The 12,755-nt window shown below is 71.0% G+C and carries 11 protein-coding genes; 5 read left to right on the top strand and 6 right to left on the bottom strand.

Annotated elements, in window-relative coordinates:
* Positions 1-15: 15 nt before the first annotated feature.
* The 6 genes from fabG to ACWDR4_RS27415 form a co-directional block, all read right to left on the bottom strand.
* Complete coding sequence (fabG, locus tag ACWDR4_RS27440; protein WP_450412604.1) at positions 16-762, bottom strand: 3-oxoacyl-ACP reductase FabG; 747 nt, start codon at positions 760-762, stop codon at positions 16-18.
* A gap of 62 nt (positions 763-824) precedes the next feature.
* A complete protein-coding gene (locus ACWDR4_RS27435) occupies positions 825-1,910 on the bottom strand; it encodes a beta-ketoacyl synthase N-terminal-like domain-containing protein (RefSeq protein ID WP_450412602.1) in 1,086 nt (361 codons plus the stop codon).
* Positions 1,910-3,181, bottom strand: a complete 1,272-nt coding sequence (locus tag ACWDR4_RS27430; RefSeq protein WP_450412601.1) for a beta-ketoacyl-[acyl-carrier-protein] synthase family protein — start codon at positions 3,179-3,181, stop codon at positions 1,910-1,912. The genes ACWDR4_RS27435 and ACWDR4_RS27430 overlap by 1 nt, the downstream gene beginning before the upstream one ends.
* Before the next feature lie 32 nt (positions 3,182-3,213).
* Complete coding sequence (locus tag ACWDR4_RS27425; RefSeq protein WP_450412599.1) at positions 3,214-3,492, bottom strand: acyl carrier protein; 279 nt, start codon at positions 3,490-3,492, stop codon at positions 3,214-3,216.
* Between the two features lie 104 nt (positions 3,493-3,596).
* On the bottom strand, positions 3,597-4,532 hold the full coding sequence (locus ACWDR4_RS27420) for a LysR family transcriptional regulator (protein WP_450412597.1): 936 nt from the start codon (positions 4,530-4,532) through the stop codon (positions 3,597-3,599).
* A 181-nt stretch (positions 4,533-4,713) separates the two neighbouring features.
* Positions 4,714-5,499, bottom strand: a complete 786-nt coding sequence (locus ACWDR4_RS27415) for an AfsR/SARP family transcriptional regulator (protein WP_450412595.1) — start codon at positions 5,497-5,499, stop codon at positions 4,714-4,716.
* A 344-nt stretch (positions 5,500-5,843) separates the two neighbouring features.
* On the opposite strand from ACWDR4_RS27415, the gene ACWDR4_RS27410 reads away from it, so the two are divergent.
* The 5 genes from ACWDR4_RS27410 to ACWDR4_RS27390 all read left to right on the top strand — a co-directional run bounded on the left by ACWDR4_RS27410 (position 5,844) and on the right by ACWDR4_RS27390 (position 12,642).
* Positions 5,844-7,394, top strand: coding sequence for a tryptophan halogenase family protein (locus ACWDR4_RS27410; RefSeq protein WP_450412593.1), 1,551 nt, complete (start codon positions 5,844-5,846; stop codon positions 7,392-7,394).
* A gap of 21 nt (positions 7,395-7,415) precedes the next feature.
* Complete coding sequence (locus ACWDR4_RS27405) at positions 7,416-8,708, top strand: cation:proton antiporter (RefSeq protein WP_450412592.1); 1,293 nt, start codon at positions 7,416-7,418, stop codon at positions 8,706-8,708.
* Positions 8,705-9,226 carry a flavin reductase family protein gene (locus ACWDR4_RS27400; RefSeq protein WP_450412590.1) on the top strand — a complete coding sequence of 174 codons (522 nt, stop codon included), beginning with the start codon at positions 8,705-8,707 and terminating at the stop codon, positions 9,224-9,226. The genes ACWDR4_RS27405 and ACWDR4_RS27400 overlap by 4 nt, the downstream gene beginning before the upstream one ends.
* A 90-nt stretch (positions 9,227-9,316) precedes the next feature.
* Positions 9,317-10,114, top strand: coding sequence for an ABC transporter ATP-binding protein (locus tag ACWDR4_RS27395; RefSeq protein WP_450412588.1), 798 nt, complete (start codon positions 9,317-9,319; stop codon positions 10,112-10,114).
* Positions 10,063-12,642: an FtsX-like permease family protein gene (locus tag ACWDR4_RS27390; protein WP_450412586.1), complete on the top strand. Its 2,580-nt coding sequence runs from the start codon at positions 10,063-10,065 to the stop codon at positions 12,640-12,642. Before ACWDR4_RS27395 ends, ACWDR4_RS27390 begins: the two co-directional genes overlap by 52 nt.
* Positions 12,643-12,755: the final 113 nt, after the last annotated feature.

The raw sequence follows: 12,755 nt of genomic DNA, 5'->3' as shown, positions 1-12,755 counted from the left end.
GGCGCCCCTTTCCGGTCAGACGACGAGGCCGCCGTCGACTCCGAATACCTGTCCTGTGATGTACGAGGCGCGGTCGGACGCGAGGAACGCCACCAGGTCGGCAACCTCCTCGGGGCGGCCGAGGCGGCCGAGCGGGATGCGCTCGGTCATCTTCTCGACGTGCCCGGCGGCGAGGCCGGAGAGCATGTCGGTGTCGATGAAGCCGGGCGCCACCGCGTTGGCACGGATGCCGTAGCGACCCGACTCCTTGGCGAGGGCCTTGGTGAAACCGATGATTCCGGCCTTGCTCGCCGAGTAGTTGGCCTGGGTGGCGTTCCCGTACACGCCGGCCACGGACGACAGCGTGATCACGGAACCGGCCTTGCGCTTCATCATCGCGAAGACCGCGGCCTTGCAGAGGTTGTACGTGCCGTCGAGGTTGACCCGCACGACCGCGTCCCAGTCGGCCGGCGCGAGGAGCACCAGCGGGTTGTCGCGCACGATGCCCGCGCAGGACACCACGGTGCGCAGCGGACCGAGTTCGCGTTCGGCGGCCTTGACGAAGTCGCGTACGGCGTCGTGGTCGACCACGTCCGTACGCGCCGCGTACACACGGGCGCCCACGGCGGTGGCCTCCTCGGTGACGGCTTCGGCGGCCTCCTTGTCGGACTGGAAGCAGAACGCCACGTCGTAGCCGTCGCGGGCGAGCCGGGTCACCACATGGCGGCCGATGCCGCGCGAGCCGCCGCTGACGAGGGCGACGGGTCGATCGGTTACGGACATGCTTGTCTCCTGAAGGTTCTGAGGCAGGGCTCCGTCGGCTCGGGCACGGATGTGAGCACGGCTCAGCCGCCGACGAACACGGCGCAGCCGACCTGGCCGTCCCGCTCGACACCGGTCACCAGGGCCGCTTCACCGGGTCCGAGGCCCCGCTCACCGGCCGTGGCGAGGACGGCGGCCAACTGGAGCGCGGTGGCCGCGGCGGAGGTGTCGCCGACACGTTCGCGCAGACGTATCCACTCGGGGTGCGCGCCGGGCAGGGCATCGGTGACGGCCTGCTCCTCCTCGGCGGCGAGCTTCCCACCGCCCCCGAGCGGGGCCACGGACCGGATGTCCTCAGGTGCCACACCCGCCGTGTCCAGCGCGTTGCGAACGCACACGGAGAGCGCCTCGCGGGGGCCGTCGGTCCCCTGGTAGCCGCGGAAGCGGACGGCTCCGACGCGGGCCAGGGCGGTGCGGCCCGCCGCCGCGGCGTCCTCGGCGGGCTCGACCAGGAACACGGCGGCGCCCTCACCGAGCGGGGTCCCCCGCTCCTCGTCGGCCCTCCCGTGCCACTCCAGCCAGGCGCGCTGCGTGGTGAACTCCTCGGCCGCCCCGCAGAACACGCGCGTGCAGTGTCCGCCCCGGTGCAGCCGCAGCGCGTGGTTGAGAGCGAGCAGGCCGGTCAACGAGCCGCCCGCCACCGTGGTGTTGGGGCCCTTGATGCGGTGCCAGATGGCACTCTGTCCGGCCGCCCGGTTCATCACGGTGTTCGGGAAGCGGGCGGGCTCCACGTGGTAGGGGCGCTCCCCGGTGAGGGAGTCCTTGGTGAAGTCCATGATGCTCTGGACGCTGCCGGAGCCGGTGCCGAGAACCAGGGCGGTCTGCTCGGGCCGGGCCGCGAGTTCCTCGGCGACGGCCTCGACGACTCCGCCGACGGCGGTGACGGCGAGCGCGGTCACCCGGTCCATGGTCCGGGTGCCCTTCTTGCCGAGGTACTGGGCGGCGGTGAAGTCCGGCACCAGGGCGGCCTGCTGGAAGGGAACCTCATAGATGTCGCGGTCGAGGGCGGTCACGGCGTCGCGCCCCTCGGCGAGCCCTTTCCGCAAGGGGGCGTTGCCGACGCCGTAGGGGGAGATCGCCGACCAGGCGGAGATGACGAGGGACGACATCAGGCAGCCTCCTTGACGGGCTCCGCGCGTTCCGGGCCGGACACGCGGTTCACGCGGCCGAGGATCACTACGGCGTTGTTGCCGGCGAAGGCGAGCGCGTTGTTCTGCACGACGTTCAGGACGGCCGGACGGGCCTCGTTCGGCACGCAGTCCAGTGCGCACTCGGGGTCCGTCTCACGGTGGTTGAGGGTCGGCGGGATGAAGTTCTCGGTGATGGCGAGGGCGCAGGCCGCCGCTGCCAGGGCGCTGGCCGCCCCCATGGAGTGGCCGAGCATCGACTTGATGGAGACCGTGGGTGGCGGGGCGTCGAAGACCTGCCGGATCGCGCCGGCCTCCGTCACGTCGTTGGCCCGCGTCCCCGTACCGTGCGCGGAGATGAAGTCGATGTCCTCCTGCGCCACGCCGGCGTTGCGGTGCGCGATCTCCATGCAGCGGGCGAGGCTGTTCTGGTCCGGCGACACGGGGTGGTGCGCGTCGCAGTTCAGTCCGTAGCCCAGCACCTCGGCGTAGATCCGCGCCCCGCGCGCGAGGGCGGAATCGAGGCTCTCCAGAAGGAGGACACCCGCTCCCTCCCCGGTGAGGATGCCCTTGCGGTCGATGTCGAAGGGCTGGCAGACCTCCGGGGCGATGGTGCCCAGGCGGTAGAAGCCGGTGAACGTCTTGCGGCAGACGGCGTCGGCGCCGCCGCACAGTGCGGTCTCCACCTCTCCGTGCCGGATGGCGTCGAAGCCGCTGCCGATCGCGTAGTTGCCGGCGGCGCAGGCGGTCGGGATGGTGAGGGCCTCGACATCGACCAGGCCGAGTTCCCGGACGATACCGCTGGACAGGCGCCCGGCCTGCGCCCTGCGCGCCAGACCGGGCGACAACCGCTCGGGTCCTTCCTCCAGTTGGATGCCGGCCAGGGTGTCGAGATCGCGCGACTCGGCGTCGGTGGTGCCGATCGAGACCAGCACCCTGCGCTCGCGCAGGTCTCGCGCGCTCAGACCGGCGTCCGCGACAGCCATGTTGGCCGCCGCGACGGAGAACTGGGTGGCCCGGCCCAGCTCCTGGGGGTCGACGTGGTGGATCCACTCGGTGGGCACGAAGTCGGTCACCTCGCATGCGTTGGCATGCGCGAAGCCGGTCGTGTCGAAGGCCGTGATGGGCTTGACCTCGCTGCGGCCGGACTTCAGTCCGTCCAGGAAGGCCGGGGCTCCGAGCCCGATGCTGGTGACCGCGCCGAGTCCGGTGATGACCACCCGGCGCGGCCGCTGCTCCTCGTCGTACACCATGCTCTCCCGTCGTGTCCGTCAGGCCGCGGTTGCTAGTTGGTCCGGGCGAGCTTGGCCGCGACGGCCTCGCCGACCACGGTCACGACGCTGTCCAGGTCGACCATGCGGGAGAGCTCGGCCTGGTCGATGTCGGCACCGAAGGCCCGCTCCAGCTGGGAGAGGATCTCGATGGCGCCCATCGAGTCCGCCTCGTGGTCCTCCTTGAAGCGGCTGGTGCCGGTCATGTCCTCCGGTTCGATCTCCAGGATGTCGCAGATGATCTCCTTGATCCTGGCGCGGTCCTCGGCGTCGATCTCATTCGTTGTTGTCATGCCGACGATGCTGGCGGACCGCGCTGATCCCTCGCTGACGAGTCACTGACCGCACGCTGACAGGCTCCGCCCCGAGGTCCTGTGTCCCGCGGTCCTGTGAGGAACTACGTGAGGAACGGCTGGAGTTCGGGAAGCTCGGCGTGATGCTCGACGAGCCATTCCCAGTAGCCGGGCACCGTGCGCGCGTATGCGCAGTAGTAGTCGCGGACCGCGTCCACGAGGCGGCGCAGCGTCTCCTCGGTGACCGCGCCGCGGCGCCACACCAGGAGCATCTCGACGAGCTCGGTGTCGGGGAGCGGCTGCAGGCGTACGTCGGCGGTGGCACCGGAGGGCGTGGCCAGGGCCGCGGCTCCCCTGTCGTGCACCCACGTCATCGCCTCGCGCTGCGTGCTGACCTGGTGCAGCACCGTGGCGGGACCGGCCCGGCCGAGCCGGCCGAGCAGCCGCTCCTCGACGGTGTGCAGCCAGTGGTGGCGCGAGTAGCGCACCCAGACCCGTCCGACCCGGTCGCCGTCCGCGGGCAGCGCGAGCCAGACGGGTTCGCGCACGACGACCGCGCTGCCGAGGGCGGGATCGGCCACGTCGGACGCGTGGCCGGACGGCAGAGCGAGGCCCGGCACCAGGGCCACGGAGAGCGCGCCGCGGCGCACGCCCGCCACCGCGGCGGCGGGTGGGAGGGTCTCGGTCGCCACGGTGGTATCGGGCAGCACGCTCTGCAGGGCGTCGCCGAGGGTGGGCGGGGTCCATTCGGTGTTGCCCAGGCGCAGTTGGCCGGCGGTGGCACAGCTCGCCTGGGCAACGACCTCGTCGGCACGCTGCACGAGATCGCCGAGCAACGGGATCAGCCGTTCCCCCAGAGGGGTCGGCGTGACGCCGGTTCGGGACCGCACGAACAGGGTGCCGCCGACTGCCCTCTCGATACGTTTGAGCTGGGCGGTGAGACTCGGCTGGGGGAGATTGAGTTCGCTGGCGCCGCGCGAAATGCTCCCGGCTTCATTAATGGTGACGACGATCCGCGCATGCCTTAGTTCGATGTCCATGAGCCGCCTTACGTCCTAGAGCGGACATACGGACTCCGCCCTTTCCGGGACCTGTTCGGAAATCCAGGAGCCGGAAGGGGCGGAGAATCCACTGCCGATCCACGTTAACTGCGACGCGGGAGGACGGACAGTCGCCTATTGCCGTACTTCAATACCCCCTCAGTATTCCCTCAGCAGGACTTCAGCGGTGGGCGAGAACCTGCCGTGGTTCACCGAGTCTGGGGTCCTGTTCCAGAATCGCCTGATAGGCATGGTGCAGTGCGCGGCCCGGTTCGAGCCCCATGTCGTCCACGAGCCTGCGGCGCGCGCGATGAAACACATCGAGGGCTTCGGCCTGCCGCCCCGCGTGGTAGAGCACCAGCATCAACAACTCGCTCAGTCGCTCCCGTTCGGGATGCTCGGCGGCCGTCCCGCGCAGTTCCGGCAGTGAGATCCGGTGCGGGTCCACCGCCAGACGCGCGGTGATCAGATCCTCGTACGCGGTGATCCGCTGCTCCTCCAGATCGGCCGCCGCGATCCGTACCCGAAGTCCGTCGTGGACATCGCTCAGGGCTGGACCGCGCCACAGGGACAGAGCCTCTTCCAGCACGACGGCGGCCAGAGCGGGGTCGCCCGTCACCAGGTCGGCACCGCTGCGCGCCTGCTCACGGAAGCGGTGGGCGTCCACAGAGCCGGCGGGGACGTCGAGTTGGTAGCCGCCGCCCACGGTGCGGATCAGCTCGTCGCCGCGCAGGCCCGTGATCGACCCCAGATGTTTGCGCAGCCGGCCGACGCTGGCCTGCAACGCGTTGCGCGCATTGGTGAGAGTGCGGCCCGCCCACAGCTCGTCCTCGAGCTGGTCCGCCAGGACCGTGCGGCCCGGCGAGAGCGCGAGCAGGGCGAGGATCGCCGTCAGACGCTTCGACACCACGGCGTGCTGCCGGGTGCCGTACCGCACAGAAACAGAACCGAGAACCAGTATGTCCACTGAGAATGCCCCCGTATTCGTCGGTTGGTGGGGCCAAATATCACCCGTGTCCACCGGTCGGGGGAAATACCATTCGCGCCACCGACAAGCACCCGGACGGTATGGCCACAGCGGGAACAGGCCTGCCGAGTACGCGCACGCGCCCCGGCACCCCTTGCCGCGCGTGCGGCGTGCGGGCATAATTCCGAACCTCACTGACGGTTCACTGACGCCGATGGATCCCGGCCACCGAACCGTTTCAACCGGCGTGTTTCAGCGCCCGCTTAACAACCTGTTGCGCTCCTTGGCCGGTTCCTAGGCTCCTCCCGTGTACGGGAAATCGGCCAGCGAACAGGAGTCAATCCATGCTCAACAGACTTGTGATTGTCGGCGGCGGAACAGCGGGATGGATGACGGCCTCGTACTTCAAGGCGGCATTCGGGGACCGGATCGACATCACGCTGGTGGAGTCCGGCAATGTCGGCACGGTCGGTGTCGGCGAGGCGACGTTCAGTGACATCCGGCACTTCTTCGAGTTCCTCGGGCTCAAGGAGAGGGACTGGATGCCGGCGTGCAACGCGACGTACAAACTCGCCGTCCGGTTCGAGAACTGGCGCGAGAAGGGCCACTCCTTCTACCACCCCTTCGAGCAGATGCGATCGGTCAACGGCTTCCCGCTGACCGACTGGTGGCTGCGCGGGGGCCCCACGGACCGGTTCGACAGGGACTGCTTCGTGATGCCCTCCGTCATCGACGCCGGGCTCAGCCCCCGCCACCTGGACGGCACGCTGATCGACCAGCCCTTCGTCGAGGGCGCTGACGAGATGCAGGGCCTGACGATGTCCGAGCACCAGGGCAAGACGCAGTTCCCCTACGCCTACCAGTTCGAGGCGGCCCTGCTCGCCAAGTACCTGACGACGTACGCGGTGGAGCGCGGCGTCACGCACATCACGGACGACGTCGAGAAGGTCAATCTGGACGAGCGCGGCTGGATCTCCGGTGTCACCACGGCCGAGCACGGCGACATCGAGGGCGACCTGTTCGTCGACTGCACCGGGTTCCGCGCACTGCTCCTGAACAAGGCCCTCGAGGTCCCGTTCGTCTCCTACGCGGACACCCTGCCCAACGACAGCGCGGTCGCCCTCCAGGTCCCGCAGGACATGAAGGCACGCGGCATCCTGCCGTGCACCACCGCCACCGCCCAGGACGCCGGCTGGATCTGGACGATCCCGCTGATGGGCCGCATCGGCACCGGCTACGTGTACGCCAAGGACTACCTGTCCCCCGAGGAGGCCGAGCGCACCCTGCGCGAGTTCGTCGGCCCGGCCGCGGCCGACGTCGAGGCCAACCACATCCGCATGCGGATCGGCCGCAGCGAGAACTCCTGGGTCAACAACTGCGTCGCGATCGGCCTGTCCAGCGGCTTCGTCGAGCCCCTGGAGTCCACCGGCATCTTCTTCATCCACCACGCCATCGAACAGCTCGCCAAGAACTTCCCCGACGAGTCCTGGAGCCCCGTCCAGCGGCAGCTCTACAACGACTCGATCGCCCATGTCATGGACGGAGTACGGGAGTTCCTCGTCCTGCACTACGTCGCCGCCAAACGCGACGACACGCAGTACTGGCGCGACGCGAAGACCCGGCGCATACCGGACGGGCTGGCGGAGCGCATCGAGACGTGGAAGACCCAGCTCCCCGACACGGAAACGGTCTTCCCCTACTACCACGGCCTGCCGCCCTACTCGTACATGTGCATCCTGCTCGGCATGGGCGGAATCGAACTGAAGCCCTCCCCGGCCCTCGCCCTGTCCGACCCGGGCCCGGCGGAGCGGGAGTTCGCGGCGATCCGCGACAGGACACGCCGACTGACCGAGACGCTGCCGAAGGCGTACGACTACTTCGCCGCGCAGCACTGACCGGCGGAAAGGTGCTGCGCAATGGACTCCCTGCAATCGTTGGGCCACGCCGCGCACCTGGTGGCGCTGCTCGCCGTGGTTCTGCTGCTCGCCCGCGTGGGCCGGAGCGCGGCCCGCCGGCTGCGCCAGCCCGAGGTGATCGGCGAGATCGTGGTGGGGCTGCTCTCCGGGCCCGCCGTGCTCCGTCTGCTCGGCCAGGACACGTTCGACGCGGTACTGCCCGGCTCCGCCCTGGAGGCGCTGAAATACGTCGCCAAGGCCGGGCTCGTGCTGTTCCTCGTCGGGCTGGCCCATGAACTGCGGGCCCGTTCCGGCGTCGAGCGGCGCGCCACCCTCTGGCTGGCCGCCGGATCGCTGGTCCCACCACTGTTCGCGGGCACGCTGCTCGCCGGGTTCGTGCTGCTCGAGGACGACCCCGCGGTGCGCGGGGACGCCCCGCTGCCCGCGTTCGTGCTGATGGTCGCCGTCACGATGTCCATCACGGCCGTACCCGTCCTGGCCCGTATTCTCGCCGACCGCGGCATGAGCACCACGTCGGCCGGACGGCTCGCGCTGGCCGCGGCCGTCGCGATCGACTCGGTCGGCTGGCTGTTGTGCATGCTCGCGATCAGCCTGAACACCGGAAGCGCGACGGGCTTCCTGCACTCCCTCCTCGGCATCGGGGTCGGTGCGGCGGGCGCGCTCGCCGTGCGGTACGGGGTGCGGGTGACGGCCGTGGGACGGGCGTGCGCGCTTCGGCCGCGGACCGCCACCGTGGTGCTCGGTGCGGCGGCGCTCGCCGTGGCACTGGCCGTGGAGCACCTCGGCATGACGGCGATCCTCGGCGCCGCCCTGGTGGGTCTCGCGATCCCGACGGGCGACGACACCCCGTGGACTCCGGTCGTGGCGAACCTGACCCGGGCCGGGCGGGCCCTCGTACCCGCGTTCTTCGTCGTCACCGGGATCACCGTGCTCGACAAGGCCTTCTCCCAGCTCTCCTGGGCACTGCTCGTGACGACCCTCGTGCTCGCCTGTGCGGGCAAGGGGATCGGCGGCTACCTCGGAGCGCGTCTGGGTGGTCAGCCACCCGGCGCATCCCGCCGGATCGCGGTGCTGATGAACGCGCGCGGGCTCACCGAACTGATCGTGCTCCAGGCCGGCTTCAGCGCGGGGATCCTCACAGCTCCCCTGGTGCTCGCGCTGACCCTGATGGCGGTGGCCACCACCGCCGCGACGGGTCCGCTGCTCGGCCTCCTCGACCGCGGTGCGAGCGGACCCGAGCCCGCTCGCACCCCCGAACCGGTCGCCGCGGCGGCGGAAAGCGGTACCCGATGACCCGGTCCAGCGTCCGGACGACAACGGCCACCATCCCGTCCGACGACTTCCGCACGATGATGGGCAGCTTCCCCACCGGGGTCGCGGTGATCGCCGCGGAGGATCTCGACGGCACCCCGCGCGGCATGACCTGCTCGTCGGTGTGCAGCGTCGCCCTGGCCCCGCCGACCCTCCTGGTGTGCCTGCGGGACGGCAGCCCCACGCTCCAGGCCGTTCTCGCCTCGGGTGAGTTCACCGTGAACCTGCTGCACGAGGACGCCCGGAGCGTCGCCGAACTGTTCGCCTCGGGGGACCCCGAGCGGTTCCGGATCACCCACTGGGAGCGGACGGCCGGCGCCGCCGGACCGCACCTCCCACGGCACGCGCACACGATCGCCGACTGCACCGTGTCCCTGACCCAGCGCATGGGCGACCACGTGACGGTCTTCGGAACGGTGCGGCACATCAGCCGACCGAGCGGGCGACCCCCGCTCCTGTACGGGCTACGGCAGTTCGCCGCCTGGCCCACGACCCCCTGACCACCGGGTGCGGGGCGCGCCCGCCTCCTCCGGAGGCACGCCCCGCACCCCCGATCCGGCCCCGCCTATCCAACGCCCCTAAGGACACCCATGAACGGGACACAGGACCCGCCCGCCCAGCCAGTCGTCCGCCTCGAATCCGTCAGCCGCCTCTACGGCGGACCCAAGAACCGGGTGACGGCACTCGACAACGTCAGCATCAGCCTGGAGAGGGCTACCTTCACCGCCGTCATGGGCCCCTCCGGATCGGGTAAGTCCACCTTCCTGCACTGCGCCGCGGGCCTTGACCGGCCGACGTCCGGGTCGGTGCACCTGGACGGGGTGGACCTCGCCCCGCTGCGTGAGAAGTCCCTGACCAAGTTCCGCCGCGAGCGCATCGGCTTCGTCTTCCAGGCGTTCAACCTCCTTCCCGCGCTCAGCGTCGTGGACAACGTGACGCTGCCGCTGCGCCTGGCGGGCACCCGCCCCAAGAAGGCCGTCGTCGACGAAGTCCTCGAACAGGTCGGTCTGTCCGACAAGCGGCGCAGCCGCCCCGGTGAGCTGTCCGGTGGTCAGCAGCAGCGCGTCGCCATCGCCCGGGCACTCGTCACCCGGCCCGCAGTGATCTTCGGCGACGAGCCGACCGGCGCCCTGGACACGCGCACCGCCGCCGAAGTGCTCACGCTGCTGCGGCAGTCGGTGGACGTGGTGGGACAGACGATCGTGATGGTCACCCACGACCCGGTGGCCGCCGCATACGCGGACCGGGTCGTCTTCCTCGCCGACGGCCGGCTCATCGGCACGCTCGAGCGTCCGTCCGTCGACCAGGTCACGGAGCAGATGCAGAAACTGGGCACATGGAGCGACCCGTTCGCGCTCCAGGGACCGGAACACGGGGCGCGCCGGTGATCCGCATCGCGCTGCGCACCCTGCGCTTCCACAAGGGCGGCTTCATCGCCTCGTTCGTGGCCCTGTTCTTCGGTGCCGTCATCGTCATCGGCTCCGGCGGGCTCCTGGAGACCGGAATCCACAACGCGGCGCCGCCGCACCGGCTGGCAGCCGCGCCGATCGTCGTCACCGGCGACCAGCGCTACGCCTACACACGGCAGGATCTCGTCTTCCCCGAACGGCTCCACATGGACGCCGAGTGGGCGGACAGGATCGCGGAGGTCCCGGGCGTCGAGGCGGCGGTGCGGGACCTGTCGTTCCCGGCGGCCCTCACCAGGGGCGGCCCGGTCACCGGTCACGGCTGGTCCTCCGCCAAGCTCTCCCCCTACCGGCTCACCGACGGTACGGCCCCCGGCACGGACGGCCGGCTGGTCCTGGGCGAGGACCTGGCGGACCGTACGGGGCTGAGGACCGGCGACCGGATCCAACTCCTCGTCCACGGCGTGGAGAAGAGCTACCAGGTCTCCGGACTCGCCACCGGTCCCGACGACGGCGCAGACGTCTTCCTCACCGACGCCGAGGCCGCCGAGGTCGCCGACCGCGTCGGCACGACCGACAACATCGGCGTCTTCCCGGCCTCCGGCGCGAACACCCAGGAGGTCGCCGCCGCTGTCCGCGAGGTCGTCGACGGCTCGGCCGTCACCGTGCTGACCGGGGACGAACGCGGTCGCGCCGAGGACCCGGACGTGGTGGCCGACGGCAGCGATCTGGTCCCGCTCGCCGCCGCGTTCGGCGGTCTGTCGGCGATGGTCACCGTGTTCGTGGTGGCCAGCACGCTCGGCCTCTCCATCCAGCAGCGGCAGCGCGAGATGGCACTGCTGCGCACGATCGGTACGACACCGGGGCAGCTGCGCCGCCTCATCGTCGGCGAGACCCTGTTCCTCGCGGTCATCGCCACCGGGCTCGCCACCATCCCGGGCCCCCGCTTCGGACACTGGCTGCTGAACGCCTTCGCGGACGCGGGTGTCGTACCGGAGTCGATCGCCTACCGGGCCGGTTCCGTGCCGGTGATCGTCGGCGTGGGCACGGCGCTGCTCACCGCTGTCGGTTCGGCGTACATCGCGGCGCACGCCGCGGCGCGCACCAGGCCGACCGAGGCGCTGGCCGAAGCGACGCTGCAGCGCCGCTGGTTCAGCGCGTTCCGGCTGGTCGTCGGGCTGCTGTGCCTGGCCGGGGGCGGGGCCCTCGCCTGGGGCACCGCGGGCTCGGCGGGGCCGGACGCGGCCGGGGTCGCCACTCCGGCGGCGATGGTGTGGGCGGCGGCGTTCGGTCTCCTCGGACCCGTCGTCGTACGCGCCATGGTGGCCGTGCTGCGCCGTCCTGTCAGCAAGGTGTCCGGGCTCGCCGGTGAACTCGCCGCGCACAACGCGCGGGCGCGCACGGCCCGCCTCGCGTCGGCCGTGATGCCGGTGATGCTGGCGAGCGGTCTGGCGGTCGGCCTGATCTACATGCAGACCACGCAGTCCGACGGTGCCCAGCAGGCATTCGACGAGAACCTGCGCGCGGACGTCGTCGTGACATCGGCCTCCGGTGGTCTGCCGCTCGGCCTCGTCGACACGGTCCGCAGCCAGCCGGGGGTGGCGGCGGCGTCCGCGCAGATCCCCACGACCGGCTACATCGAGCCGGACGAGCCGATGCGGCCGAGCGAGGGCGAGGACAAGGGCCCGCAGCCCACCGAGCTGTCGATGCAGGGAGTCACGCCCGACGGCCTGGACCGCACGACCGCGTACCACGCCGCGACGGGCAGCCTCACCGCCCTGAGCGGCGACTCCGTGGCGCTGCCCGCCACGTACGCCAAGGACCGTGAGCTCGGCGACCTCGTCCCGATGCGGCTCGGTGACGGCACGCAGGTCAAGCTGAAGCTGGTCGCCACGGTCGACGGGCGGCGCGGTTACGAGACCGCGCTCGTCCCGGCGTCGGTACTCGTCGGGCACACGGACGGCGGGCTCGTCCCGCAGATCCTGGTGCGCGCGGCCGCCGGCACGGACCCGGCCCGGCTGAGCGCGTCACTCTCCACGCTGGCGAAGCAGCAGCCCGGCCTCCAGGTGGTCGGACGGGAGGTCCTGGAGGCGGCGCAGGCCGACGCGGACGACACCCAGGCGTGGATGGCGTACCTGGTCCTCGGAGTCGTCGTCGGCTACTCCACACTCGCCCTGATCAACACACAGATCCTCGCGACGACCGAGCGACGCAAGGAGTTCATGCTGCAACGTCTCATCGGGGCCACGCGCCGCCAGGTCCTGCAGATGATGACGGTCGAGGCGTCCCTGGTGGCCCTGGCCGGCATCCTCCTCGGTCTCCTGGTCGCCGGGGCGACGCTGGTGCCGCTGAGCATGAGCGTCCTCGGCACCGCGCTGCCCGGCGGCTCGCCGTGGATCCTCGTCGCGGTGGTGGCCGGAGCGGCGGCGCTGACCCTCACGACGACCTTGCTGGCGGCGGGCGCCGTACTGCGCGGCCGGCCCGGGGACATGGCCGGCATCAAGGAGTAGCGGAGCACACGCCTCGGCGGTGCCCGGCACGGTGGTTCGTGCCGGGCACCGCCGACGGCGTTGCAGCGGGGTGCGCACAGCAGTGCGCGGAGAACACGCCCCGGCGCCGGGCC

It is taken from the genome of Streptomyces sp. NPDC000878 (genome assembly GCF_053599695.1).
Note: the sequence above shows the minus strand (reverse complement) of the source record. Positions and strands in the feature narration are given on the sequence as shown.